Raw genomic sequence first — 26,127 nt, forward strand, 5'->3', positions numbered from 1 at the left:
GGCGCGGTCGGTAGAATCGAGGCCATGCCCCCTTCTCCCTCGCGCGTGCTCATCGTGCTCCCCGCTTTCAATGAAGAGGAGTCCATCGGGGCCGTCATCCAGGAAGTGCGCTCGACGCTGCCCGGCATGACTTGCCTCGTCGTCGACGACGGATCGAAGGACACCACCTCGCGAATCGCGGATGAAGCCGGCGCCAAGGTCGTGCGGCTGCCGTTCAACCTCGGCGTCGGGGGAGCGATGCGCCTCGGCTTCCGATACGCGGTCGAGAACGGCTTCGACGTCGTCATCCAGATCGACGCCGACGGCCAGCATGACCCCGCGGCGGTGCCCCAGCTCCTCGAAAAGCTCGACGAGGCCGACATCGTCATCGGAGCGCGATTCGCCGGGGTCGGGGACTACCAGGCCGGCGGCATCCGTCGCTTCGCGATGCGCATCATCGCCAGCGTGCTGAGCCGCACGGCCAAGACGACGCTCACCGACACGACCTCCGGCTTCAAGGCCAGCGGGCCGCGCGCGGTGGCGCTGTTCGCCGACAACTACCCGGCCGAGTATCTCGGCGACACGATCGAAGCGCTTGTCATCGCCGCGAGGGCAGGCTGCCGTATCACGCAGGTGCCGGTCGCGATGCGGGCGCGGACCGGCGGACGCCCGTCGCACAATCCCTTCAAGGCCGCGGTCTACCTGCTGCGGGCCTTCGTCGCCCTCGGATTCGCGTACCTCCGCCCGGCCCCGAGCGTCGCCACCCTCGATCTGCGTACTGCGCAGGAAGGAGCACCGGCATGACGACCACCGCGTACATCGTCGGGATCATTGTGGCGATCATCATGCTCGCCTTCGTCATCGAGATGCTTCGGAGACGACGACTGCGCGAGCGTCACGCCATCTGGTGGTTGATCGCAACAGTTCTGGCGCTCCTGGCCGGTCTCTTCCCTGGCGCGCTCGAGTGGGTGGCGTCACTCGCCGGCGTCGTCATCCCCGCCAATCTTGTCTTCTTCGTGAGCATCGGTGTGCTCGTGATGGTGTGCATCCAGCACAGCGGGGAACTCACGGACCTCGAGTCCGAGACGCGCGTGCTCGCAGAGCGTACGGCTCTGTTGGAGCTTCGTGTCAAGGAGCTCGAGGGCGCCCGGACTCACGACGAGACGGACTCCTGAAGGTCGACCCGCGACGTCTCGGCCGTCGCGGCGCCCCTCCAGAGCACCGCCACGAGCGTTCCGAGAACAACCGCGAACGCGAGTGAACCACCGGCCCAGACGACCATCGGTGAGACGGGGGCGTTCCACCACCACTCGATGTTCGCGTTGAGGTTGAAGCTCTGCGAGTCCATCCCCGTGATGTAACGCCGCAGGTTCGTGTGGAGTGCGACGCTGTTGGCCGCGGTGAGCCCGGCAGCGACGATCACGAGCTGCACGCGACCGAGCCCGAGGCCGCCCCTGGCGAAGCCGACGAGGGCGACTCCGCCCAGCATGATGATCAACGGGTAGATGTAGCGCGGCTGTACGCCGGATCCGACTGTCACGCCGTCGTGGACCAGGATGTACATCGGGATCACCACGAGACTTGCCGCCACGCCTGCGACGGCCACCCACTTTCGCCAGTCGCCGCGTCGGAAGCCCCAGAAGCACAGCGCCGCGAAGATCGTCAGAGCAGTGATCCAGACGATGCCCGGCATGATCGTATCCAGCCAGCCGAGACCGCTCAGGCCGAAGACACCCGCCCACAGCTGGGGCAGCATCTTTCCGTTGATGAGGATGAGCGTGCCTGTCGACAGCGCGCCGTCTTCGACGGCGGTGTCGCCGGTCACGATCGCGGACTGGCCCGCATTGAAGAAGAAGACGACCGCGATCACAGCGAGCACAGCCGGCACGATGAGGTCGACTGCGTATCGGCGATCCCTGCGGAACGACAGCGCCGCCGCCGCCAACAGCGCGATGACACCGTAGACCGCGGCATCGCTGCGGGAGCCCGCGCCGATGATCAGGAGAAGCGCGCTGAGCCCTGCCAGCAGCCATTTGCGAACCCCTGTCTGGGCGAAGTATCCCCACGCGGCGATCCAGAGCCCGGTCGCGGACAGCACCGCCCAGGAGCTCGGATTGACGCTCGGAATGAGGAACATGCCGAGGGGGACGGCTGATATGGCGGCCCCCCACAGCAAGACGGGGCGCTGCCGCCGGGGAAGCAGGAAGAAGAGGGCCGTGACGATGCCGACGTACAGCAGGGCGTTCGCGGAGCGCATCAGAACAATCGACACCCCGACATCGTGGGTGACGAACGGACTCATCGCGCTGTAGAACACCGGCGGATACGAGGCGTGGAACCAGTTCCCCCGGTCGGTCGGGAGCATCTTCCCTTCGGGCAGCGGGCAGGATGCAGACTGATCCTCGATGAACGCGTAGCATTTCGCGGCCCGAAGGAGGTCACCGGGAAGCATCCGCTCGTCTGGATCAGTAGTCGCCTCGCAGATGCCCTCGGCCTCACCCGCGGAGCACCAGATGCTGGCCATGTGGTAGTCGTCATCCGGGCTCGAGCCCACGGGGGAGGAGATCCCCCACGCCAGCAGAGCGACGAGCATCGCAACGGGGACGAGGATGGTCGCCAGCAGGCGTCCGCGGGGGCGAGGTGTCATCGAATCCGGCTCATTCTCGTCGTCGATCGCTCTCGTCGCGTGCAGGATGCAGCGACGGGGGCCTGCCCGGTTAAGCTGGATGGGTGACCGGCGACCGTCAACCATGCTATCCGTGCGACGATGGCCACGATTTCCTCGGACGACCAGGCGCACGCCGCGTCGGGGGACTGCTCGAACGATGAGTGAAGGCCTCACAGGGGACACATCGTTCGCGCTCAGCGTGGTGATCCCCTCGTTCAATTCCGCGCGCTGGCTTCCGTCGACCCTTGACGCTCTCGCGGCAGCGGTGCGCGAGGCGCAGATCGCGGTCGAGGTCGTCGTGGTCGACGACGGATCCACCGACGACACCCTCGCGGTCCTTCAGGCCGCGACTGTCGGATTCCCGGGACCGATCGTGGTCGTCTCCCAGGAGAACAGCGGGCGCTTCCTCGCACGATGGGCGGGATTGCGGCGTGCGCGATCCGCCACCGTCTTCCTGCTCGACTCGCGCGTGCTGGTCGCCCCAGACGCCCTGCGGCACTACGCGCGCGCGTCCGAAGCCGATCCCTCGCAGAGAGCGTGGAACGGCTATGTCGTGACAGACCCCGCCTCGCCCCTCGTTGGGCTGTTCTGGGAGGTGCCGACGCACGTCTTCTGGGGTGGATTCCTGCGTTCGCCCCGTCCCTTCCAACTGACACAGGAGACGTTCGACTCCGCGCCTAAGGGCACGGGGATGTTCATCGCCCGCAAGGAGGACCTCGAGGCTGCCTTTCTGGCGAGCTGGCCGGAGGGCGACGCACGGTTCGTCTCGGACGACACGAAGATCCTCCGCCACATCGCGGCCTCCTCGTCCATCCGCCTCGACCCCGGCATCGCCGCCACCTACCGCCCTCGGACCACGTTGCGCGGGTTCGTGCGCCACAGCTTCGACCGTGGCACCCTCTTCGTCGACAGCTACGCGGGCACGAGTGTGCTGCGCTCGACCGTGCTGCTGCTGCTGGCGGTTCTCCCGGTGGGCGCCGTGGCGGCACTGATCGTCCTCGTGGCTGTCGGCATGAGCGCGCTCGCGCTCGCTGTGGCCATCCTCCTCGTGGTGGCCGCGCTCGTCCCGGTCGCCGTCGCCGCGTTCAACCGCTGCCCGCGGCGCGGCCTTCTCGCCTTCGTCGTCTGTCTGCCCGTCTTCGTCGCGCCGTTCTGGCTCGGTCTCGTCCGCGGCGTGTTCATCCATCGGCGCGCGTTCCTGCGGCCCCGCAAGGAGGAGTTCGCATGATCATCTTCATCTACGGCACGACCGCAGAGGCGATCAAGATCGCCCCCGTGGCGCGGCGACTGGATGCCCTCGGCGTGCCGTATCAGCAATGGGTGACGCAGCAACACACCGAGTCGCTGCGACGCGCCATCCCCGAGCTCGGTCTGAGGTCGCCGGACCGTGTCATCGCCGACGGCTGGCGCGGCCGGCCGTTGCAGACGCCTATCCAGATGGTGGGATGGGTGTTCGACGTCGTGGGATGGGCTGTTCGCAACCTGCGCTCGATCCGTCGTTCGCTTCCGGAGGGCTCCGTGGTGATCGTCCACGGTGACACCGTCACGACCGTGCTCGGCACCTTCATCGGCCGACGCCTTCACGTCCCGGTGGCTCACGTGGAGGCGGGACTGCGCTCGGGGGACTGGCGCAATCCCTTCCCTGAGGAGCTCGACCGTCGCATCGTCGGCCGGTTCGCCGATATCCACTACGTGCCGTCGGAAGAGGCAGCCGGCAACCTCGCGGGCAAGCCGAACGTCGTGCTCACCCACGGCAACACAGCCAAGGACGCCGTGCGGGACGTCGTCGGGCGTGCGGCGGCTTCGGCCGACGGCGAGGCGAAGCCGTACGGCCTCGTCCTGCTGCATCGCTACGAGTTCATCTCTGTTCCGTCGTTCGTCCGGGAAACGTTGGCCACGCTCGAGGCCGACACCCCGTTGCCGCTGCGGATCATCGTCGACTCCTACTCCAGTTCGGCGATCGCGCTCGCCATCGAGGAACTCGGATTCGAGAAGTTCACGCTGATGACGAAGCTCGAGCACAGCGAGTTCGTCGCGACGATGAGCGAAGCGAGTTTCATCGTCACCGACTCCGGCGGCGTCCAGCAGGAGGCCGCCGCGCTCGGAGTGCCGACGCTCATCCACCGCAAGGTGACGGAGGGCCGCGAGGGCTTCGGTACGACTGCAGTGCTATCGGAGTGGGATCTCGCCGTGCTCTCGGAGTTCCTCGGCTCTTACGAGGGATATCGGCAGACTGGGCGGGCCATCGAAGAATCTCCGTCCGACATCATCGTCGCGGACCTGGTCGCCCGCGGGCTCGCGGTGCCGAGTCAGGTCGAGGAGAGCAACACTCCTCGCGGCTGATCAGCGGGCCGCGGCTCGCGCGGTGATCCGCCGTGCGTGGATCGCGTCGATGACGAGAAAGACGATCAGGACCACTGCGCCGATGATGCCGTAGGCCCAGAGCATCGCCGCGACGTCCGGGATGACGGCGGTGAAGGCCGCCCACTGCGCGATGACCGCCACGAGGAGGATGGCCGCCGCTGACTTGGACGCCGACGAGGTCATCTTGATGAGGAGGCCCTGCGCCGCGATCCACGGCAGGTAGGCGAGCGCCGTCGGCACCAGCAGCGACACGGCTGCCGCATACCGGTCACCGTAAAGGAGAGCCACGATCCATTCACCCAGCAGGGCGAACAGCAGGATCATGGCCGCGCTGGTTGCGAACGAGACGCCTAAGGTCACGAGCACGCCCAGACGCGACAACCGGGGATTGTCGCGATTGCGGACGAAACGCGGCAGCAGGTAGAGCGACAGCGTTGAGGGGACTATGAGGCCGGCGCGCACGAGGACGGTCACCGCGGCGTAGGCGCCGACGACGTCCTCCGGGGCGCCGGCGCGGAGAAAGATGACGTCAGACGTGGTGAGCCAGGCGAAGGCCACGGTCAGCACGATGATCGTCGCGCCTGTGATGCTGAACGCGCCGGTGTTCGGTCGGTTCACGTGGCGAGCAGCCCATTCCGCTCCGATAAGACAGACCGCGATTGAGGCGATGACCGCACCGATCACCCCGCCGATGCCGGCGCCGACGAGAATGGTCACCAGGATGAGGGCGACGCGCACGAGCTGAGATGCGGTCGTCCACCAGACCGCCTTGGCGACGTTGCCGCTTCCCTGCAGCAGTCCGAGGGCATCGGCGAAGACGAAACTGAGGGGGATCGAGACCGCGGCGGCCAAGACGACGGCCACGTCGGTCGCCAGCGACTGCGCGATCAGCGGTGAGATCGCGGCGACGGCGATGCCTCCCGCCAACCCGATCGCGATGGCCTCCCAGGGCCAACGGCTCTTCTTGCGCACCGACGCCCCAGGTGTGGCCGCCGTGTGGACCGTCACAGTGTTCTGCAGCGACGAGCTGCCGACTGCGGCGACGTTGACGATGACGAGGAACGCGGCGAACAGGCCGAACTCGGCGGGGGCGAGGTACCGCGCACTCAGGATCTGTGCGAGGAACGAGGCGAGGATGCCGATGATCGTCGCCAGTGCGACGGCGGACAGGCCGCGTGCATGAGCGCGAATATGGCCGCCGAGCCGGCGTGGATCGGACGGCCCCTCGGAAGAGGGAGGGCTGGAGCCATCCACCATCAGGGCGTCCCGCCGACGGCGGCGATGACGGCGGGAGCCGTCTCGACCTCTGCGGCGGTTTCGTCGTCAGCACGCGTCGAGCGCGTCCAGTCTTCGTTGCAGTAGTCGTCCTTGTAGATCGCGAGCCGCGTGAACCCGACGACGGATTGCCATGCGTCGGAGAAGCGGAACCGACTCGCGCCCTTCTCGTGACCGTTGCTGAGACGCACGGGGACCTCCGTCACGCGGATACCCTGCTGTTCGGCGGCCAGAACAAGTTCCGTGGTCCACATCAGCCCGGTCTCGCGCGACTGCAGCGCGAACGAGCGGCCCCATGGCCCAGCGACCCAGATCGTGCCCTGGCTGTCGCCGACTCGCGACTGCAGGAGCGCCTCGCGGAGGAATCGGAAGATCCGCGACTGCACCGACCGTCTCCAACCGCGCACGACGTCGGACTGCGGATGGGCCTTGGAGCCGATCGCCACGACGGTGGCTTCTGGGAGGGTGCGGAAATGCTCGAGATCGGTGAGACCGAACGGGAGGTCGTCCGCCGAGAGCAGGACACGGCTACCGCGGGTTGCGAGCAGCCCCGTCCGGAGCGCTTCGCCCAAGCCGGGCGAGGAATGGAGCACGACGAGGGCCGGTCGGGCCGTCCACTCGGCGGTCAGGCGCTCCAACGCGCCGACGGTTCCATCGGTCGAGCCGTTCTCGACGACAACGATCTCGTCGTCGTCGGAGAGTTCGCGTCCGAGCGTCGCCAGCGTGTCGCCGATCACCTGTTCGCCGTTGCGGGTGGGGACGACGACGCTGAGGCCGACGTGATCAGCGGCCTCCATCGCAGGCTCGATACGGGTGCTGAGGCGTGTGCGTTCGAGCGCGCGCACGTGCGAGGGCATCGACGTGATCGACCACACGAACGCGCCGAGGGCGACCGCCGTGAGCATGCCGAGAGCAGCGGACAGCTCGGAGAAGTAATAGAGGTACGGCATCACCAGCACGGGTGGCACGAATCCGAGCGCGAGGGTCGGCAGCGCGATCGCCAGGGCCGCTACGAGCGGCCGCCGTTGCGGCGATCTCCGGGTGAGGGCGAGCACGAACCCGACGACGATGAAGATGATCATCGCCCCGAAATGCTTGATGACGAACAGCGTCTTCTGCACGTAGACCTTGACAGCACCGATCGGGTCGGAGGCCACCGCGTCGAGGTAGTAATCCTTCAGAATGAGGTCGTATTCCTCGCTCGCGATGATCACATCGGGATTCACCTCGCGAGCCTTGTTCCACCCGAATTCGTCGGACCACTCGATTCCGAAGCGGGATGGCTGCCCGGTGATCGGCTCGGGCCAGGCGAGCCCCAGATAGAGGGGATGCCAGACGCCGTGCGCGTCCGGAAGCTGCTCGAGCGATTCGCCAGTCGCCACGACGCGTCCGGCGTTGACCATGCTCATCGCGCCGGTCTGCACACCGAATGCGAGCGCCATGGCGAGGACTCCGGCAGCCAGCGCCTTGGCCCAGCGCCAGCGGCCGGTCGAGTTGAGCCACCAGAGCACGGCGACCGCGGCAGCGATCCCCATCCCGGACAGGGAACGAGCCAGATTGCCGAATCCGGCCAGGACGCCGATCAGCAGACTCGCGCCGAGGAGCGCGGGCAGTCGGAGTCGGTAGGTGCTGAACAGGAGCAGCAGCGTGAGGGAGAGGAAAGCCATCGACGCGGCGATCCCGTAGAGGGCGTATACACGCAGCGTCGCAATCTCGTCTGAGAGTCCGAACTCGGTTCCGATCAGCACCGTGCCGTTGTTGACGATCCACATGAGCGCCGGCAGCAGCAGCATCGCGTAACCCGCCCGCGCCCGGCGGAAGATGCGGGCGACGGCCATCGGCAGCCAAAGGAGGGGGATCGAGATGAGCAGCGCCTGCACGAGGCCCAGGCCGGGGTACGGCGAGTCCGAGCCGGTGACGTGGCTCATGAGACTGGCGATCATGTACGAGCCGGGATCGTCGTCCCATGCCGCGGAGCTCCAGGGGCCGGATGCCGGAGCTTGCGTGTAATAGGACCCCGAGCCCGTCTCCTTGATGAGCAGCGTCCCAGTCGTGCGATACGCGTCGTAGGTGGCGCGGAGTTCCGCGTCCCGCGCCGAGTGCCAGGGGAGTTCCGGCATGTTCATCACGACGATGAAGGAAGTCACGGCGAGGACGAGGCCGACGAGCAACAGGAACAGGCTGGTCGACCGTGGCCAGAACGTGTTGGATGTCGGGCCCGTCCGCGCCTTGGAGGCGAGGATCTGCGTCATGGGTCCCATCGATTCAGGTCGCCGTCAAGTGTATGACATCGGACGGGTCGCCCCGCGCCGAGCCCGCGAGGCGGCTCGACCGTCCGAGCGTGCACGCCCGCAAGACCTCCGAGGTGCGGAGTCGACCGAATAGGCTGGCTCGAACCCGAGCAATGGAGCGCGAGTATGGAGTTGTCCGTGGAAGCCGGCGCCGCACGGAAGGGGCGCGCGAGCGCCCCGTTCTGGCTGACGCCCGCCGCGTATTGGATGCCGGTCCACTACCCCACGTCGGCATGGTGGACCCACGGGCCCTTCGCCGCCTGGATGATCGATGTCCTGCGCCCAAGCGTTGTCGTCGAGCTGGGAACGCACTTCGGGTACTCGTGTTTCGCTTTCGCCGAGGCTTCGAAGCGGCTGGGACTGACGACGACGATCAACGCACTCGACACCTGGCAGGGCGACGATCACGCGGGGTTCTACGGCGAAGACGTCCTCGACTACGTCGACGGGATCTCGCGCGCAGAGTACGCGGACTCCGTCCGTCTCATCCGTGGGCGCTTCGACGAGTCGCGCCCGCTCTTCGCGGATGCGTCGGTCGACCTCCTCCACATAGACGGACGCCACGGCTACGACGATGCGCTCGCCGACTTCTCGGAGTGGCGCAGCACCGTGCGGGAGGGTGGCGTCGTGCTGTTCCACGACATAGCCGAGAAGGGGAATGGCTTCGGCGTCTGGCGGCTCTGGGACGAGATCGCCACGCCCGGCCGGTCGTTCGCGTTCTCGCATGGGCATGGGCTCGGTGTCTTGAGCATGGGCGAGCCCTCTGCGCCGGCGCTGCGCGCCCTGTTCGAAGCAGACGCCCCGACCGCTGAGCGGATTCGTTCGGACTTCGCCCGGCTGGGCGAGGTGGCGGCTCGGCAGGCGTGGCTGCTCACGCTGCCGCGCGAACTGGACCAGGTGCGAGCAGAGGTACGCGCCCGCTCGGCGCATGAGGAACAGCAAGCCGTCGAGCTGAAGGCCCAGCGCGATCACATCGATGCGATGACCGCGAGCACGAGTTGGCGTGTCACCGCGCCGCTGCGTTCCCTCGGGGCATGGCGCCGACGTAGCTGACGCCGCCACCCGCACCGGCGGCGGGCCGCGGCCGCGGTGTCAGCGAGGGTGAATGCCAGCCGCCTAAGATCGTCAACGTGACCACAGCCGCCGTCGGCGCCCCCGGATCGCCCCGGCGCTACCTCCACTCGCTGTGGCTGCTGTCCGCGCGTGATCTCAAGGTGCGCTACGCCACCAGCGCACTCGGGTACCTGTGGTCGATCCTCGACCCGCTCGTCATGAGCGCGATCTACTGGTTCGTTTTCACCCAGGTCTTTCAGCGCACGGTCGGTCACGAACCGTACATCGTGTTCCTCATCACCGCGCTCCTGCCGTGGGTATGGTTCAACTCGTCGGTATCGGACTTCACGCGCGCCTTCAACAAGGACGCGCGTCTCGTGCGATCCACGGCGATCCCGCGTTCCATCTGGGTGAACCGGATCGTGCTGAGCAAAGGCATCGAGTTCCTGTGCTCCCTGCCGGTCCTCGCGCTCTTCGTCGTGTTCTCCGAGTTCTCCGAGCACCCCGCTCAACTCAACTGGGGCCTGTTGTGGGTTCCCGTGGCGATCGCCCTCCAGGGGGTGCTCCTGGTCGGCCTCGGGCTCCTCGTCGCGCCGCTCTGCGTGATGTGGACCGACCTCGAGCGCACCACCAAGCTCATTCTCCGAGCCCTTTTCTATGCCTCGCCGGTGATCTATGGCGTCGAGGATCTCCCGGGTGCGTTCGAGACCCTCGCCGCGTTCAACCCGCTGTCGGGCATCTTCGCGCTGTACCGCGTCGGGTTCTTCGCGGAGGAGTGGGATCCCTGGGTGATCGGCATCGGGGCCGTCATGTGCTTCCTCTTCCTCGGCCTCGGGATCTTCGTGTTCCGGCGGCTCGAGCGTCCCGTTCTGAAGGAGCTGTGATGACGGCGTCCGATCTCGCGATCGAGGTGCAGGGTCTCGGCGTGCGCTTCCGCCGCAACAGGCGGGGTCGGCGCAGCATCAAGGACCTGTTCTCGGACTCGACCCGCCGGTCGAAGCCAGGCGAATTCTGGGCGCTGCGCGACGTGAGCTTCGATGTGAGGCCCGGGGAGTCGATCGGCGTGGTCGGGCGCAATGGTCAGGGCAAGTCGACGCTGCTGAAGCTCGTCGCCGGAGTGCTCCTGGCCGACGAGGGCTCGGTATCGGTCAACGGGGGCGTCGCGCCGCTCATCGAGATCACCGGCGGCTTCGTGGGCGACCTCACCGTGCGCGAGAACGTACGCCTGACCTCCGGGCTGCATGGGATGTCGAAGGCCGAGGTCGCACGTCGATTCGACGGCATCATCGACTTCGCCGAGCTCGACGACTTCGTGGACACGCCCTACAAGCACTTGAGCAACGGCATGAAGGTGCGCCTGGCGTTCTCGGTGGTGTCGCAGCTGGAAGAGCCGATCCTCCTGGTGGACGAGGTCCTCGCGGTCGGCGACAAGGCGTTCCGGGAGAAGTGCTACAAGCGTATCGACGAACTCCTCGCCGACGGGCGCACGCTCTTCTTCGTCTCACACAGCGAGCGCGACCTGCGCCGCTTCTGCACGCGCGGTCTCTACCTCGACAAGCATCATCTGGCGATGGATGCCCCGATCGACGAGGTGCTCGACCGCTACAACGCGGACTACCCGACAGGCGCCTGAATCAGGCCTGCGCCGTCGCCGCCTCGAGCGGCGGCATCGGCTGCCACGAGGCATCCTTCGCGATCTTGCGCCCGTCGCGCAGACCGCGGAAGAGGTTCGACGTGCCGCGGAACGTGCGCTCCACGAACACCAGGCGGATGAGCTCCTTGCCGAACGTGAGGCTCGTGCCGAGGCCGAACAGCAGCGGGTTGTAGACGTCGAGCGAGCGGTAGTACTTCTTGATGTAGGCGCGGTTGCGCATGATGTAGTAGCGGTACGCGTTGCTCGACGCGTTCATGTGGCGGATGCCCATGTCCCACTGCTTGATCTCGCGCGTGCGCCGCAGCACGAATTCGTCGACGATGACCGACTGCGTCTTGCGAGATGCGAGCCAGCCGTACATCTGGTCATCCCAGTAGATGAAGAACCGCGGGTCGGGCAGGCCGATCTGCTGCACGATGTCGCGGTGGATGAACATGCCCTCGAAGCATCCGGAGTTCATCGGCTTGTAGCCCGACTCGTCGAACTCGGCCGGAGCGAACGGGATCGGAATGCCGAGGGGCTCGGCCACGCGGTACTGCCAGTAGAACGCGCTGCCGTCGTAGTCGTAGCGGCGGCCCTGGATGCTCTTGAAGCGCGGCGCCCACTTGCCCATCTTCGCCAGGCCGTCGGGCAGGACCTCGACGTCGTCGTCCATGAGCCAGATCCACTCGGAGCCGAGTTCGTAGGCGACGCGCATGCCCTCGCTGAAGCCACCGGAGCCGCCGGTGTTCGTCTCGAGCCGGCGGTACACCAGCTCGGCCGGTTCGAGGCTCTCGCGGAAGGACTCCACGACATCGGTGGTGTCATCGGTCGAGGCATTGTCGACGATCACGATGTGGCCCGGCTTCGGGTCCATCGTGGTGAGGCTCGTCAGCAGCCGCGCCAGCAGACCCGACCGGTTGAAGGTCACGACGGCGATGGTCGCGCTGGTGGGGTCGAACTGCACGGCAGACGGGACGTGGGTCACGGGGATGATCTCCGGAAAACGATGGCTGGCGCCGAGACGTCGGGCCGGAGAGAAGCCTACCCTGCCGTCCCCTGCTCTCCCTGGGCGTGGGGCAGCCCCGAAGCCGGCGTCGCGCCAGGGCCGTCGGCATCCGTCCCGCTGTCGAGCTTCTCGCGCCACGAACGCGACTGGCCCGCCCGCACCGCGCACAGGACGAGCATGAGCCACCCGAGCCCGGTCAAGGTGAAGCTCTCGAACATCGAGTCCACGAGCAGCGCGACGAGCATCAACGGCGTCCACGCGTACACCACGGACCGGCGCTCGCCCGCGACCAGCCACGAACGACCCAGCGCGAGCGCACCCAGCGCGAGGAACAGCACCAACCCGACCCAGCCGAGCTGCAGCGCCACATCGAAGTACGCGTTCAGGCCGGTGGCGTGGTCCTTGTTCAACCAGAAGTTGATGGCGTTGAAGGGATACTCGCCCTGGTCCCAGACGCCGAACCAGCCGAAGCCCTGCACGGGCTTCTGGCGGAGGAGGTCGACCATGAAGTTCCACAGCTCGACCCGCATCGAGAAGTCGGTGCCGGCGCCGAGCAGCGCGATGATCTGATGCCGCGCCGTGTAGCCGACGAACACCCCGACGACGACGAGGGCGCCGAGGGCGAGCTGCAGGCCCGCGCGGCGCTCGGGGCGGGCATGGCGCACGAGGGCGAGCGCGCCGACCGCGAGCCCGACACCCAGAGCGAGCACGACGACGGTGGGGGAGTCGCTGAGGACCGCGAGGCCTCCCGCCAGCACGACCGACGCCAGCGAGACGCCGGGGCGCACCGACTGCGTGCGGTACTCGATGAGGAACGTGATGAGCGCCATCACGGCGACGAACCCGAGCAGGTTGCGCGTGCCGAAGATGCCCTGCACGGGGCCGAGTTCGGCGATCCTGCCCTGGATGCCCAGGAACGTGAACGGGATGTCGAGGAGGATGCCTGAGAGCACCTCGAGCGCGAGCGAGACGCCGAGGAGCGCCCGCAGCACATCGCCGAGCGCGCGCACCGTCTGCAGGGTGTCGCGCACATGCCCGATGACCACCGCGAGGAACGCGAGTGCCGCCATCGACACCCAGCTCCAGAACGAGGCGCTCGAGTCGCTCGACCAGAAGATGCTCGCGAACGCCCAGACGACGAACATCACGACGGTCGTCGGCACGAGCCGCAGCAGCGAGAGCTCGCGGCGGCGGGAGATCATCACGCCGAGACCGAAGACGCAGAGCCCGGTGACGATGGTGACGTAGGTGACACGGCCGGCGATCCGCTCGATCGCGTAGGCCGAGAAGACGGTGGCGAAGACGACGAGCGTGAAGGCGCGGGCGAAGGATGCCGAGGCCAGCAGTGTGCCCAGCCACCCGGGCGCCGCGGCATGCGGCGAGTCGGTCACGCGCCGCGCCCTGCAGGCAGGTCGTCCGCCGCGGCCGCCGGCGTGCCCGGCTCGCGCCCCGCGCGTCCGTCACGCGCGACGGCCTCGCCGCGCTCGATCGCGACCGTCCGCTCGGCGGGACCCACGCCGACATGGGGCGACTGCTTGATCTTCGAGCCGAGCATCACGAGGAACAGCCAGCCCCACAGCAGCAGCGGGCTCGATTCGGCGAGCCCCTGCACGAGCAGGATGGCGCCCACCAGCGTGGGAAGCAGGGTGAGCGGCGAATAGGGGCGATCGGCGCGGAGGTCCCACCGGGGTCGGTCGATCGCGAAGAACCATGCGCGCCACACGAAGGCGAGGTAGAGGAACGCGAGCAGCACGACGCCGATGACGCCGAGCTGCATCGACACGTCGACCCACATGTTGTGGGCCTGCATGACGAGTTGCCCGTGGTCGATGATGCGGATGTCGAACGCCGGGTCGGCGGTGACCCAAGGAGTCGCGAAGCCCCATCCGGTCCACGGGCGCTCGCCGGTGCGCGCCAGCACCTCCTCCCAGATGCCCTCGCGGCCCGTGAGGTCGGCGCTGCGGCCCAGGGTCGAGAAGATCAGGTCGCGCACGAGCCACAGCGTCAGCAGCCCGCCGAGGCCGACGACGACGTAGGCGACGTAGTACTTGGTGCGCTCGCCGGGTTTCGTCGCCGTTCTCATCAGCAGCACCGTGACCAGCACGACGACCACCGCGGCAGCGGTGAGGTACGCGGTCGCCGACCCGGCGCGCACGAACAAGAAGGCCGACAGCCCGATCCAGATCCACAGGAAGGTGCGTCGCGGGGCACCGGAGGCGAGACGGATGCCGAACACGATGATCGCCAGGAGCGCCACCGGGGCGAGCAGATTGGCGTTGCCCATGATGCCCTGGATGCGCTTGTCCCACTCGAACAGGTTGCCGCGCGACCAGTACTCGATCGGATCGTCGGCCTTCTCGATGATCCAGCCGGGCATGATCGGCCCGCGGATGAACACCCAGACCCACAGCTCGAACACGAAGGAGAGCGCCACCACCCATTTGAGCGCCGACGCGGCGGCGCGCACGAGCTCGCGCCAGGTCAGCACGCTGCCGATGAAGAGCGCCTGCAGCGTGGTGATCCACAGGAGGAGCAGGGTGAGCGCGGTCGTTCCCGGCCAGGCCGACCACGTCAGCGAAAGCGTGGCCCACGCGACGTACGCGACCACGAACCAGGGCAGCCGCCGCCACTGCACGGGCGGGCGCAGCACGATCCACAGGACGGCGGAGAGAACGCCGCCCGCGATCGTGATGACCGTCGCCGCCGTCTGACCGAACGCGTTCACCCACGCAGTGCCCGACAGCGACATGAAGAGCACGAAGATGCACCAGCCGCGCAGCATGAGGTGGCCGGTCTTCTCGCGGACCGGCGGTTCCGGCGGCGCCGACGCCGGATGCTTCGAATGGACGGCCATCGCTCTCAGGGTACCCCGGGCGCCCGTCCGATCTGCGAGCCCGGGAAGCGGGGTCCCGACCCCGCCTGGCTAGGCTGTTCGGGTGCTGATCCCGCTCGCGAACCACCCCCGCGATTACGCCTGGGGCTCGACCTCCCTGCTCGCCGATCTCGAGGGGCGCGAGGCGTCCGGTCGTCCCGAGGCGGAGGTGTGGTTCGGCGACCACCCCGGCGATCCTTCCGAGACCGCTGACGGTCGCACGCTCGACCGCTGGATCGCGGACGAGGGCGCGGCGTCGGGTCTCGGCGAACCGCTGCCGTACCTGCTCAAGCTGCTGGCCGCAGCATCCGCCCTGTCCATCCAGGCGCACCCGTCCAAGGCCCAGGCCGAGGAGGGCTTCGCGCGCGAGGAGGCGGCGGGGATCCCGCGCGACGCCGGCGATCGCACCTACCGCGACGCGAACCACAAGCCCGAGCTCATCGTCGCGCTGAGCGACGAGTTCCGCGCGCTCGCGGGTCTTCGCGACCTCGACGCGACGCGTCGCCTGGTGGCGACGCTCGGCGAAGGTGCCGGGCCGCTCGCCGAGCGTCTGGATGACACGGATGCCTCTCTCTCGGCCGTCATCGGCTGGCTGCTGTCCGACGGTGCCGACGCCGCACGCGACGTCATCGCGGCCGCTGTCGCGGCCGAGTCCGACGAGTTCGCCGCCGAGCTCGCGCTCGCACGCACACTGGACACCGCGTTCCCCGGCGACCCCGGAATCGTCGTCGCGCTCCTCATGAACCTCGTGACCCTGCAGCGCGGAGAGGGCCTCTTCGTGCCGGCCGGCGTGCTGCACGCCTACCTCGACGGTCTCGGCGTCGAGCTGATGGCGGCGAGCGACAACGTCCTGCGCGGTGGCCTCACACCCAAGCACGTGGACGCCGCCGAGCTCGTGAGCGTGCTCGACGCGACGCCGGGGCTGCCGCCCGTGATCCGGCCTCGTGAGATCGCGGCGGGCGTGCGCCGGTACGACGTCCCGGTCGCCGACTTCGCGCTGCTCGCGGTCTCGCCGAGCGCCGAGGGCGTCGAGGTGGCGCTCGAGGGTCCCGCGATCGCGGTCGCGACGGCGGGACGTCCGGCGGTGGCGGGACTGGCCAGCCAGGAGGCCGCGACGCTCGCCCCGGGAGCAGCTGTGCTCGTCACGCCGAACGAGGGCGGCCTGCGCGTGCGGGGCGGAGGCGAGCTCTTCATCGCCCTTCCCGGGCGCTGACACGCCGCACCTCATCATCGCTTCATCGCTTTCTCATCGGACCGTTATGACAGAGCGACACGCCGTCGGCGCGTCGTGAAGGTTCAAGAGACGGTTGAGCATTTACTATCTGCGACTTGACCTCATCGAACTACACGGGTGTAATTAGCCCTACAACACGCACCAGCGTGGAGCAGGATCACGGGGGGTGAGAACGACATGACGGTTTCGCAATACCGTTCCGGCGTTCCCGACGACTGGTTCGTCGATCCGGTTCAACTGGGGGTTCCGGGGGTACGCCGCAACATCGATGCGGAAGAAGACAATCCGCTCGCCTGGCAGACCGACGCACTGTGTGCGCAGACCGATCCGGAGGCGTTCTTCCCTGAGAAGGGCGGCTCCACGCGTGATGCGAAGCGCATCTGCACGTCGTGCGACGTGCGAGGCGAATGCCTCGAATATGCGCTGCAGAACGACGAGCGGTTCGGCATCTGGGGCGGTCTCAGCGAGCGCGAGCGTCGCAAGCTGAAGCGTCGAGCGGGCTGACGCGCACGCCGGGCGGCCGGTCGATCCGGCCGACCCGGCGCGTGCGCCCGGCGTGAGCTCCGAGCGCCACCTAGGCTGACCAGGACATGCCCACCGCCACGTCGAACACCGTCACCTCGAACCGCGTCCACGCCATCCTGGTGGTTCGTCCCGATGGTCGTACCCCGGCGGCATTCCATCTGAAGCGCACCCTTGCGGCGCTTCGCGAGCAGACGCGTCCTGTCGACGTCCTCACCATCGTGGTGTGCGGGGGCGACGACCATCTCTTCGAGATCGCGGATGCCGCGGGAGCCGAGTTCGTCTTCCGGGCCGGCGCGTCCACCGGCTATGCCGCGGCGACCGCCCTGGTCGCGCCGCGTCTCGACGGGGATGCCGTGTGGCTCCTGGCGCAGGACACCGCGCCGGAGCCCGACGCGCTCGCCCGCCTCGCCGGCGCGCTCGAGCTGTCGCCGTCGGTCGCCTTCGTCGCGCCCAAGCTCGTGCGCTGGGACGACCGCACGGAGATCGTGTCGCTCGGGGTCGGGATGACGCGGTTCGGCCGCACGGTCGGGCTCGCCGACGACGAGCTCGACCAGGGTCAGCACGACGCGCGGGAGGACGTGCTCGGCGCCGACGTCCGCGGCATCCTGGCCCGAACCGACGCGTGGCAGCGGCTCGGCGGCCTCGATCGGGGACTCTCCGGCGCCGACGAGGGGCTCGATCTCGGCGTGCGGGCACGCCTGGCGGGCGGGCGCGTCTTGCTCGTGCCGAGTGCACTCGTCGCCACGGCGGGCGACGGCGTCGCGGGTCTGCCGACGCCCCTCACCCCGCAGCGGCAGCGCCGCGCCGTGTACGCGGAACGCGTCGCGCAGCTGCACCGCCGGCTGGTGTATGCGCCGGCGTTCGTGGCACCGCTGCACTGGCTCACCATCCTTCCGCTCGCGCTGTGGCGCTCGATCGTGGACCTGGCCCGCAAGCAGCCCGGACGCATCGCTGCGGAGTGGGCGGCGGCTGCTGTTGTCCTCGTTCGTCTGGTGCCCGTCTGGCGCGGGCGCCGTCACCTCGCGCAGGCGCGCACCGGGTCATGGGCGCAGGTGGCACCACTGCGCACGACGCGGAGCGAGCTGCGCGAACGACTCGACGACGACCCCGAGGTCATGCTCGGTGGTCACCGCCGCAGCGATCTGAGGTTCTTCGCCGGGGGCGGGGCGTGGCTCGTGCTCGCCGCGCTCGTCGTCTCGGTCGCGGCGTTTCCGGCGCTGCTGGCGTGGCCGGTCCTGGGCGGGGGAGCGCTCCAGCCGCTGGCGACCACGGTCGGGCAGCTCTGGGACGACGCCATGTACGGCCAGCGTGCGCTCGGCCTCGACACGATCGGTCCTGCCGATCCCTTCGCCGCGGTGGTTGCCGTGCTCGGCTCCCTGTGGGCCTGGGCGCCGTCGCGCGCGCTCGTGCTGCTCTGGGTGCTGGCGCTGCCCCTCGCCGCGCTCGGCGGGTGGTTCGCCGCGACACGGGTCACAGAGCGGGCGAGCCTTCGACTTCTCGGCGGGGCGGTCTGGGCGCTGTCGCCCGCGCTGCTCGTCGCCCTGACGCAGGGCCGCCCGACGGGCGTGATCCTGCACCTTCTGCTGCCGTGGCTGTTCTATGCGGGCACCGTCGCGCACCGCTCGTGGGCGGGCGCCGGTGCGGCGTCCATCCTGCTGGCGGGAGTGGTCGCCACCGCTCCTTCGCTCGCACCGGCGATGCTGGTGGTGTGGATCGGTGCGGTGCTCGCCGCCGTCATCCTGCGCGCGGGTCGTGGCGTCGCACGTCTGATCTGGACGCTCATCCCGTCCGCGGCGCTCGCGCTCCCTCTGGTCTGGAACGCGCTCGCGAACGGCCAGGCGTGGAGCCTCGTCGCCGACCCCGGCGTGCCGTGGGCGGGCCCGCAGGTGGCCGCGGACGCCGCCGGGCGCGCGCTGCTGGCGGCCGGCATCCCGACCCCTGACCTCGCCGGGTGGGCGACCATCCTGCCTGACGGGCCCACGTGGTGGGTACCGCTGCTCACGGTGCCACTCGCGCTGCTCGCCCTCGCCGCACCCCTCACGCAGCGCTGGGCGGCCGGGATCGTGCTGCTCGTCGTCACCGCGCTCGGCCTGGGTACCGCGTTCGCCGCGGTGGGGATCTCGGTCGCCTTCTCGCAGTCGATCACCGTGCCGCTCTGGCCGGGCACCGGGCTGAGCCTGGCGTGGCTGGGCGGCCTCGGCGGCGCCCTCGTGGCGCTCGACGCCGGGCTGGCGCCTCGCGTCGCCCTGGTGCGGGGCGTGGCGGCGGCGCTCGTCTTCGCCGCCATGGCGGTGCTCGCGGTTCCCTCGCTCACCGCGTTCACTCGAGGAGCGGCCACCATCGCCGACGGGCCGGCGAGCACGCTTCCCGCCTTCGTCGCCGCGGAGGGGCGCGAGGATCCCGACGTCGGGACGATCGTGCTCACCCCCCAGGCGGACGCCGGGGTCGCCGCGCAGGTGGTGTGGGGCGCGAGCGAGACGATCGGCGGGCAGACGACCCTGCTGTCGACGCGAACCGAGCCGACCCGGCAGGACGCCGAGCTCGCGGGGCTCGCCGCCGATCTCGTCACTCCCTCCTCGGAGGACGTCGTCGGACAGCTTGCGGACCGCGGAGTCGGCTTCATCCTGCTCGCCCCGAGTACGCAACCGGAAACGGATGCCGCGCGCACGATGCGGCTCTCGGCCATGACCGCGCTCGGCCAGCGCGACACGCTCGTCGTGGTGGGCGACACCGCCAAGGGCGAGTTGTGGCGCGTCGTCGACGAGATCGCGCCGAGGCCCGAGGAGGCGGCATCCGTGTCGGTCCTCGGTCGCTGGATCGCGTTCGGGCAGCTCGCGATCTTCGGCATCGCGCTGCTGCTGGCCGTGCCGACAGCCGCCTCGATCCGGGAGGCCCGGCGCACCCCGCGCGTCGTGGGACCCCACTGGCAGGAGGGTCGATGAGCGACCGCCGCGTGTTCCGCTGGGCGACGACGAGCGCCCGCCTGCTGATCGGCACCGCCGTATCGGTCGCGGCGGTGGTCGCGGTCGTGACCGCGGTCTCGGTGCCGTGGCCGACCGTCGTGCGCGAGCCGCTCAGCATTCCCGCGACCCCGGCTCCGGCCGCATCCGTGATCGCCTGCGACGGCGGGCTGCTGTCGATCGGACGCAACCCCACCGCAGCGTCCACGGTGACCCTCGCCGCGCCCCAGTCCGTCATCGGAGGAACCGCAGACGGCGAGGGGGCCACGGAGCAGCAGTTGCAGACGACCGGGGTCGGACCCGGCCCGCTCGCGTACACGGCGGAGCCGCGTGACGGCGAGGCTGTCGACATCGCCGCGACCGGTTCGGCGACGGCGAACGCCGACGACCTCTCGGGCTTCGCGGTCTCCGCCTGCCGCCCGCCGCTCCTCGACTCGTGGCTGGTCGGCGGATCGGGAGCCACCGGCGCCGCGGATCTGGTGCTGCTCGCCAACCCGGGCGCGGTCCCCGCCACCGTGCAGCTGACGGTGTACGGGGTGGACGGACCGGAGACGCCGCCCGGCGGAGCCGACCTCGTGATCGCGCCGGGAACGCAGCGCGTGGTCCCGCTCGCCGGCCTTGCGCTCGGCGAGGAGACGCCGGTCGTCCGCGTGTCGGCGATCGGTGCGCCGATCCACGCGTCGCTGCAGACGAGCATCACCCGCACCCTGACGCCCGGCGGGGTCGATCAGGTCGGGCCGATCGCCCACACCGAGAACACGCAGATGATCACGGGGATCACGGTCACGCGTCCGACCGACGAGGACGGCGCGACGAACGAGACGACGGTGCTGCGGATGCTGTCGCCCAACCTTCCCGCCACGGCACGCGTGTCGGTCAACTCCGCCGGCCGCACCGAGACGGTCGGGGAGCCCCAGGAGCTGTCCCTCGAGGCCGGCAAGCCGCTCGAGCTCGCCCTGAACGGGCTGCCGCCCGGCGCCTACACGGTCACGGTCGAGGCGGACGCCCCCGTGGTCGCAGCCGTGTGGCAGGCGACGGGCATCTCGGCGGGCGACGACTTCGCCTGGTACACGCCGGCGCCCGAGGTGACGGTGCCGTCGCTGTTCGCGACGCCCGGCGGTCCGACGCCCTCGCTCACGGTGGTGAACCCTTCCGGCGAGCCCGTGACGGTGAACGTGACCCCGACCGACGGCGGGTCGGCCATCAGCCTGAGCGTTCCGGCGAACGGGTCGGTCGCGGTGCGACTGGCGACCCGAACGCTGTACCTCTTCGAGCCTGCGGCTCCGGTGCGCGCAGGATTGTCGTTCGCGGGCGATGGCGCGCTCGCCGGCGTGCCGGTGTGGCCGGCCGACGTCGCGACCCCGGAGATCGTCGTCTACCCCTGACCGGGAGTCGGCCCTTGGGGAGTCAGAAGTATCTGAAGCGCTCCGGTCCGAGGTCCCACGGGTCGCGGTCGAGGTACTCGGCCGCCGCGCGGAAGACGGCACCCTCCACCAGCATGCGCCGGTGCAGCTCGTCGTCGCGATGCATGTGGCTGAGGCGCTCGATCGGCAGACGGTAGAGGATGATGCGGCCCGCGTCGGGCAGCACCGTCCACCGGGGGATTCCGTCGTCGTCGGTCGCGGCGGGCATGTCGGCGACCTCGAAGCGGACGTCGCGCAGCTCCGGCCACGCCGAGCGCAGGAATTCGGCAGCGGTGCCGACCGACAGGTCGAACCGGTCGACGCGGGTGTCGAGCGGGGGCAGCGGCGGGCGGACCACGGAGCTGCGCCCTTCGCGTCCGTGGCGTCCGTGACGGGATGCGCGCCGCGGCGCGCGCTCGCTGGTCTTGCTCCGACGCCACGCCATGCCCCCATCCTAGGTCGCGTGGCCACGTCCTCAGCTGAGGAGCGTTGCGGGAATGCGGGCCGACGCGCCGAGATCCGGTCCGCATCTCGGCAGCGGTCCTCAGCTGAGGACGCGCCCTCACCGGGTGCGCAGACGAGGGTCTGCCGGAGACGCTGCGGCGCGGCATCCGTCCCTGTGTCGGCCGTGCGCGATAGCGTCTACGCGATGCGCGAGAGAGTCTGCTCCAAGGTCGGATGCGCCCGTGAGGCGGTGTCCACGCTCACCTACGACTACGGCGACCAGATGGCGGCTCTCGGTCCGCTCGGCGCCGCCGGCGATCCGCACGCCCACGACCTCTGCGCGATCCACACCGACCGCCTCTCCGTGCCCAAGGGCTGGGTCGTGGTCAGGCACGAGACCCTGCGGGCCTGATCCTGCACTTCTCCTGGCCCGCGACGGGCGTGGGAGAATGGGCGGATGCCGACCCACACGCCCGTCGCCACGCCTGCCGCCACCGAGGTCACCGAGTCCCGCGAGGGCTTCGAGTACGAGGTCGCCGACCTCTCCCTCGCGGAAGCGGGGCGCCATCAGCTGCGCCTCGCCGAGAACGAGATGCCGGGGCTCATGGCGCTGCGGGAGGAATTCGGGGCATCGCAGCCGCTGAAGGGCGCCCGCATCGCGGGGTCGCTGCACATGACGGTGCAGACCGCGGTGCTCATCGAGACGCTGGTGGCCCTCGGCGCGCAGGTACGCTGGGCGAGCTGCAACATCTTCTCCACGCAGGATGAGGCAGCCGCGGCCGTCGTCGTCGGACCGACCGGCACCGTCGACGCCCCCGCCGGCGTCCCGGTCTTCGCGTGGAAGGGCGAGACCCTCGAGGAGTACTGGCGCCTCGCCGACCGCATCTTCGACTGGACCGCCGAGGGCTACGACGGCCCGAACATGATCCTCGACGACGGCGGGGACGCCACCCTCCTCGTGCACAAGGGCGTCGAATTCGAGAAGGCGGGCTCGGTTCCGGATGCTGCGGCCGACGACTCCGCCGAATACCGCATCGTCCTCGAGACCCTGCGCGCCAGCCTCGCGCGCGACCCGCAGCGTTTCACGCGCATGGCGGAGGGCCTCCTCGGCGTCACGGAGGAGACCACCACGGGCGTTCACCGCCTCTACGAGCTCGCGGCATCCGGCGATCTGCTGTTCCCCGCGATCAACGTGAACGACTCGGTGACGAAGTCGAAGTTCGACAACAAGTACGGCATCCGCCACTCGCTCCCTGACGGCATCAACCGCGCGACCGACGTGCTGATGGGCGGCAAGGTCGCGTTCGTGTGCGGCTACGGCGACGTGGGCAAGGGCGCCGCCGAGGCGCTTCGCGGGCAGGGGGCGCGCGTCATCGTCAGCGAGGTCGACCCGATCTGCGCGCTGCAGGCCGCGATGGACGGCTACCAGGTCGCGCGCCTGGACGACGTCGCCGGCGAGGTCGACATCGTCATTACCGGCACCGGCAACAAGGACGTCGTGACCGTCGACGACCTGCTCAAGCTCAAGCACCTCGCGATCGTCGGCAACGTCGGCCACTTCGACAACGAGATCGACATGGCGGGCCTCGAGTCCCTCGCGGGGGTCGAGAAGATCGAGATCAAGCCGCAGGTGCACGAGTGGCGCCTTCCGAACGGGCGCAGCGTGCTGGTGCTGAGCGAAGGCCGTCTGCTGAACCTGGGCAACGCGACGGGCCACCCGTCGTTCGTCATGAGCGCGTCGTTCACGAATCAGGTTCTCGCTCAGCTCGAGCTCTTCACGAAGCGCGACGAGTACCCGACCGCGGTCTACGTGCTCCCCAAGCACCTCGACGAGAAGGTCGCGCGCCTCCACCTCGACGCGCTCGGCGTGCAGCTCACCGAGCTCACCCCCGAGCAGGCGTCGTACATCGGCGTGCCGGTCGAGGGTCCGTACAAGCTGGAGCACTACCGCTACTGAGTGCGGCCCCGGACTCAGCGCTCGGGGAAGCCGCGGGGCGGCGCCGACACCGGACCCGCGAGCGCATCAGCGCGCGCGGTCTCGAGCCGCAGTGCCCGCAGCTCGCGCTCGCGGCGGACGGCGACGACCCCGATGAGGAACGTCTCGGGGTCGACGGACGGCACCGGTGAGACGTGCTCGGCGGCTTCTCGGGCGAGGGATGCTGCGACCCGCGCACGCGCGGTCGGCTCCATGCTCGCCGCCGATCGGGCGAACTGAGCCAGGCGCCGGGAGAGGCGTTCGGGAAGTCGCGCGATATCCGCGACGGCGGCCCATTCGGCGAGCTGAGGCGGGACGCCGAGCTGCGGGTCGGGGAGGCGCGGCGTGCGCGTGCGCTCGGAGTAGGTTCCGGCGAGGAGGTCGCCGAGACGCTGCGACCGAGGGGTGAAGGCGCCGACGAGCGCAGCGACGGCGCCCACGGTGAACCACAGCTCGAACACGCCCACGAGGGCGCGGATGAAGGCGTGACGGAAACCCGAGGCGCCGCCGTCGGCCCGCACGATGCGGCCGCCGACGGCGAGCTTGCCGAGGCTGCGCCCGTGGCTGGTGGTCTCGACGACGGTCGGGATCACCACCATGACGAGCACGAGGAGCACGATCGTGAGGATCGGCATCACCGCTTCGTCCACGGCGCCGATGCCCGCGAGCCAGGTGATGCCCCACACCAGCAGCAGGAACACCGCGACGCCGAGGATCATGTCGATGATCACCCCGAGTGCGCGCATGAAGAAGCCGAGCGGCTGCACGTCGAGCGCGACGGCCTCGCCGGTGAGCACCTCGTCCTGGTGGATGTCGACGATGGCGGGCTGCTCGGCGGGCATGGCTACAGTAAAGCGCATGGACCTCGACGCGCTGACGGCGGCTCGGCGCGAGGAGTGGGCGCGCCTCGACGAGCTCAGCCGCGCCCGTCGCCTGTCGGGCGCCGAGGTGGACGAGCTCGTCACCCGGTATCGCGCGGCCTCCGCCGACCTCGCCGATGCGAAGACATCGGCGGGCCGCAGCGTCCAGGGCGACCACATCTCGACCATGCTGGGCCGCGCCCGGCTGCGACTGACCGGTGCGCCCGAGAACGTCATGCGCCAGATCCCGCGCTTCTTCGCGCTGCAGCTGCCCGCCGCGCTGTACCGCGTGCGGTGGACCACGCTTGCGATCGCGGTCGGCTTCGTCATCGTGATGGTCGTCGTCGCGCTGTGGGTCTCCGGTGATCCTGCGCTGATCGCGAGCCTCGGAAGTCAGGCGCAGCTCGAGAAGTACGCCGAGAACCAGTTCACGGACTACTACAGCGAGAACCCCGCGGCGGTGTTCGCCGGAACGGTGTGGACCAACAACGCCTGGATCGCCGCACAGTGCGTGCTGTTCGGCATCACCGGCATCTGGCCGATCATGGTGCTCGTGCAGAACGCGGTCGGCGTCGGCACCGCGGCGGCGATCATGGCGGCGTTCGACCGCGGCGACGTGTTCGTGCTGTACATCCTCCCGCACGGCCTGCTCGAGCTCACCTGCATCTTCGTGGCCGGGGCTGCGGGGCTGCGGATCTTCTGGGCCTGGGTCGCACCCGGGCCGCGCTCGCGCGGTGAAGCGCTCGCCGCGGCGGGCCGCTCCCTCGCGACGATCGCGATCGGCCTCGTGATCGCGCTGGGCGTGTCGGGCGTCATCGAGGGCTTCGTGACGGCGCAGCCCTGGCCCTGGCCGGTCAAGATCGGCATCGGCGCGGCGGCGCTCGCCCTGTTCCTCGTCTACATGCTCGTGTTCGGCCGGCGTGCGCACCGGCTGGGGGAGACCGGCGACCTCACCGAGTACGAGGCGGGCACCCCGACGCTCGTCGCGGGCTGATCCCCGAGACGGATGCCGCATATCACTGTTTTGAGTTACTCAAAACAACGCTAAGCTCGGGGTATGACCCCGCAGACCGACGTCGATGCGCGCGCCGTCGACACGGCGACGCGACTGCGTGCCGCGGGACTGCGGGTCACCGACTCGCGGCGCGCGGTCGTCGATGCGCTGATCGAGCGCCCTCACGCGAGCGCCGACGAGCTGTTCGCCGTCGTCGCCCGGACGCTTCCCGCCACGAGCCTGCAGTCGGTGTACAACGCCCTCGGCGACTTCGTCGACGCCGGCCTCGCGCGCCGCATCGAGCCCGCGGGCCGCCCTGGTCTGTTCGAGCTGCGCGTCGACGACAACCACCACCACCTCATCTGCTCGCAGTGCGGCGCCGTCGAGGACGTCGACTGCGTCGTCGGCGCGGCACCGTGCCTCACGCCCGCCGACGCGCACGGCTACGCGGTGCAGGTGGCCGAGGTGACCTTCTGGGGCATCTGCCCCGCATGCGCGCAGGCGGCCTCGGCCGACGGCGAACCGGCCGTCTCCGTCGCGGCGCGCCCCTGATCCTGTCCGATTCCCAGCCCATCCGATTGGAAGGAA

23 protein-coding genes are annotated in these 26,127 nt (G+C 69.5%); 15 read left to right on the top strand and 8 right to left on the bottom strand.

What is annotated here, in order from left to right:
* The first annotated feature begins 24 nt into the window (after positions 1-24).
* Positions 25-783: a glycosyltransferase family 2 protein gene (locus ACFVSU_RS20600; RefSeq protein ID WP_387147459.1), complete on the top strand. Its 759-nt coding sequence runs from the start codon at positions 25-27 to the stop codon at positions 781-783.
* Positions 780-1,154: a DUF2304 domain-containing protein gene (locus ACFVSU_RS20605; RefSeq protein WP_387147462.1), complete on the top strand. Its 375-nt coding sequence runs from the start codon at positions 780-782 to the stop codon at positions 1,152-1,154. Before ACFVSU_RS20600 ends, ACFVSU_RS20605 begins: the two co-directional genes overlap by 4 nt.
* Here ACFVSU_RS20605 and ACFVSU_RS20610 read toward each other — a convergent pair.
* Positions 1,133-2,626, bottom strand: coding sequence for a DUF2142 domain-containing protein (locus ACFVSU_RS20610; protein ID WP_387147465.1), 1,494 nt, complete (start codon positions 2,624-2,626; stop codon positions 1,133-1,135). The two genes, ACFVSU_RS20605 and ACFVSU_RS20610, sit on opposite strands and share 22 nt — an antisense overlap.
* A gap of 178 nt (positions 2,627-2,804) precedes the next feature.
* On the opposite strand from ACFVSU_RS20610, the gene ACFVSU_RS20615 reads away from it, so the two are divergent.
* Both ACFVSU_RS20615 and ACFVSU_RS20620 read left to right on the top strand, forming a co-directional pair.
* The gene (locus tag ACFVSU_RS20615) at positions 2,805-3,875 is read left to right on the top strand and encodes a glycosyltransferase family 2 protein (RefSeq protein ID WP_387147468.1); all 1,071 of its coding nucleotides are present in this window, start codon (positions 2,805-2,807) and stop codon (positions 3,873-3,875) included.
* Positions 3,872-4,990 carry a UDP-N-acetylglucosamine 2-epimerase gene (locus tag ACFVSU_RS20620; RefSeq protein WP_387147471.1) on the top strand — a complete coding sequence of 373 codons (1,119 nt, stop codon included), beginning with the start codon at positions 3,872-3,874 and terminating at the stop codon, positions 4,988-4,990. The genes ACFVSU_RS20615 and ACFVSU_RS20620 overlap by 4 nt, the downstream gene beginning before the upstream one ends.
* On the opposite strand, the gene ACFVSU_RS20625 is transcribed toward ACFVSU_RS20620, so the two are convergent.
* Together ACFVSU_RS20625 and ACFVSU_RS20630 are read right to left on the bottom strand one after the other, a co-directional pair.
* Positions 4,991-6,268, bottom strand: a complete 1,278-nt coding sequence (locus ACFVSU_RS20625; RefSeq protein ID WP_387147474.1) for an oligosaccharide flippase family protein — start codon at positions 6,266-6,268, stop codon at positions 4,991-4,993.
* Positions 6,268-8,538, bottom strand: a complete 2,271-nt coding sequence (locus ACFVSU_RS20630) for a glycosyltransferase (RefSeq protein WP_387147477.1) — start codon at positions 8,536-8,538, stop codon at positions 6,268-6,270. The genes ACFVSU_RS20625 and ACFVSU_RS20630 overlap by 1 nt, the downstream gene beginning before the upstream one ends.
* A 165-nt stretch (positions 8,539-8,703) precedes the next feature.
* Between ACFVSU_RS20630 and ACFVSU_RS20635 the strand changes: the two genes are divergently transcribed.
* From ACFVSU_RS20635 to ACFVSU_RS20645, 3 genes are all read left to right on the top strand, one after another.
* Positions 8,704-9,630, top strand: a complete 927-nt coding sequence (locus tag ACFVSU_RS20635) for a class I SAM-dependent methyltransferase (RefSeq protein ID WP_387147480.1) — start codon at positions 8,704-8,706, stop codon at positions 9,628-9,630.
* 77 nt (positions 9,631-9,707) lie between these two features.
* A complete protein-coding gene (locus tag ACFVSU_RS20640; protein WP_387147483.1) occupies positions 9,708-10,514 on the top strand; it encodes an ABC transporter permease in 807 nt (268 codons plus the stop codon).
* Entirely contained in the window at positions 10,514-11,263 is a 750-nt protein-coding gene (locus ACFVSU_RS20645; RefSeq protein WP_387147486.1) for an ABC transporter ATP-binding protein, read from the top strand. The genes ACFVSU_RS20640 and ACFVSU_RS20645 overlap by 1 nt, the downstream gene beginning before the upstream one ends.
* A 1-nt stretch (position 11,264) precedes the next feature.
* On the opposite strand, the gene ACFVSU_RS20650 is transcribed toward ACFVSU_RS20645, so the two are convergent.
* From ACFVSU_RS20650 to ACFVSU_RS20660, 3 genes are read right to left on the bottom strand one after another with little or no spacing between them, the layout of a single operon-like run.
* Entirely contained in the window at positions 11,265-12,251 is a 987-nt protein-coding gene (locus ACFVSU_RS20650) for a glycosyltransferase family 2 protein (RefSeq protein WP_387147490.1), read from the bottom strand.
* A gap of 56 nt (positions 12,252-12,307) precedes the next feature.
* Positions 12,308-13,663, bottom strand: a complete 1,356-nt coding sequence (locus tag ACFVSU_RS20655) for an O-antigen ligase family protein (RefSeq protein ID WP_387147493.1) — start codon at positions 13,661-13,663, stop codon at positions 12,308-12,310.
* Entirely contained in the window at positions 13,660-15,126 is a 1,467-nt protein-coding gene (locus tag ACFVSU_RS20660) for an O-antigen ligase family protein (RefSeq protein ID WP_387147496.1), read from the bottom strand. The genes ACFVSU_RS20655 and ACFVSU_RS20660 overlap by 4 nt, the downstream gene beginning before the upstream one ends.
* Before the next feature lie 82 nt (positions 15,127-15,208).
* Here ACFVSU_RS20660 and manA point away from each other — a divergent pair, with 82 nt between their 5' ends.
* The 4 genes from manA to ACFVSU_RS20680 all read left to right on the top strand — a co-directional run bounded on the left by manA (position 15,209) and on the right by ACFVSU_RS20680 (position 21,248).
* Entirely contained in the window at positions 15,209-16,357 is a 1,149-nt protein-coding gene (gene manA / locus ACFVSU_RS20665; RefSeq protein ID WP_387147499.1) for a mannose-6-phosphate isomerase, class I, read from the top strand.
* Between the two features lie 198 nt (positions 16,358-16,555).
* On the top strand, positions 16,556-16,882 hold the full coding sequence (locus ACFVSU_RS20670; protein WP_163616798.1) for a WhiB family transcriptional regulator: 327 nt from the start codon (positions 16,556-16,558) through the stop codon (positions 16,880-16,882).
* Between the two features lie 86 nt (positions 16,883-16,968).
* Positions 16,969-19,845, top strand: coding sequence for a glycosyltransferase (locus ACFVSU_RS20675; protein ID WP_387147502.1), 2,877 nt, complete (start codon positions 16,969-16,971; stop codon positions 19,843-19,845).
* Positions 19,842-21,248 (top strand): DUF5719 family protein, encoded by a 1,407-nt coding sequence (locus tag ACFVSU_RS20680; RefSeq protein WP_387147505.1) that lies wholly within the window; start codon positions 19,842-19,844, stop codon positions 21,246-21,248. The genes ACFVSU_RS20675 and ACFVSU_RS20680 overlap by 4 nt, the downstream gene beginning before the upstream one ends.
* 22 nt (positions 21,249-21,270) lie before the next feature.
* Here ACFVSU_RS20680 and ACFVSU_RS20685 read toward each other — a convergent pair whose 3' ends face one another.
* Positions 21,271-21,711: a metallopeptidase family protein gene (locus ACFVSU_RS20685; protein WP_201448807.1), complete on the bottom strand. Its 441-nt coding sequence runs from the start codon at positions 21,709-21,711 to the stop codon at positions 21,271-21,273.
* Positions 21,712-21,915: 204 nt separating this feature from the next.
* Here ACFVSU_RS20685 and ACFVSU_RS20690 point away from each other — a divergent pair, with 204 nt between their 5' ends.
* Both ACFVSU_RS20690 and ahcY read left to right on the top strand, forming a co-directional pair.
* Entirely contained in the window at positions 21,916-22,122 is a 207-nt protein-coding gene (locus ACFVSU_RS20690) for a DUF3499 family protein (RefSeq protein WP_045301176.1), read from the top strand.
* A gap of 45 nt (positions 22,123-22,167) precedes the next feature.
* Complete coding sequence (gene ahcY, locus ACFVSU_RS20695) at positions 22,168-23,667, top strand: adenosylhomocysteinase (RefSeq protein ID WP_387147509.1); 1,500 nt, start codon at positions 22,168-22,170, stop codon at positions 23,665-23,667.
* A 14-nt stretch (positions 23,668-23,681) separates the two neighbouring features.
* Here ahcY and ACFVSU_RS20700 read toward each other — a convergent pair whose 3' ends face one another.
* Entirely contained in the window at positions 23,682-24,527 is an 846-nt protein-coding gene (locus tag ACFVSU_RS20700; RefSeq protein ID WP_387147512.1) for an RDD family protein, read from the bottom strand.
* Positions 24,528-24,543: 16 nt separating this feature from the next.
* Here ACFVSU_RS20700 and ACFVSU_RS20705 point away from each other — a divergent pair, with 16 nt between their 5' ends.
* Positions 24,544-25,539: a stage II sporulation protein M gene (locus tag ACFVSU_RS20705; protein WP_387147515.1), complete on the top strand. Its 996-nt coding sequence runs from the start codon at positions 24,544-24,546 to the stop codon at positions 25,537-25,539.
* Between the two features lie 63 nt (positions 25,540-25,602).
* Positions 25,603-26,091 (top strand): Fur family transcriptional regulator, encoded by a 489-nt coding sequence (locus ACFVSU_RS20710; RefSeq protein WP_387147518.1) that lies wholly within the window; start codon positions 25,603-25,605, stop codon positions 26,089-26,091.
* The last annotated feature ends 36 nt before the right edge of the window (positions 26,092-26,127 follow it).

Source organism: Microbacterium sp. NPDC058062, from assembly GCF_042885375.1.
In the GTDB taxonomy this organism is placed as follows: domain Bacteria; phylum Actinomycetota; class Actinomycetes; order Actinomycetales; family Microbacteriaceae; genus Microbacterium; species Microbacterium trichothecenolyticum_C.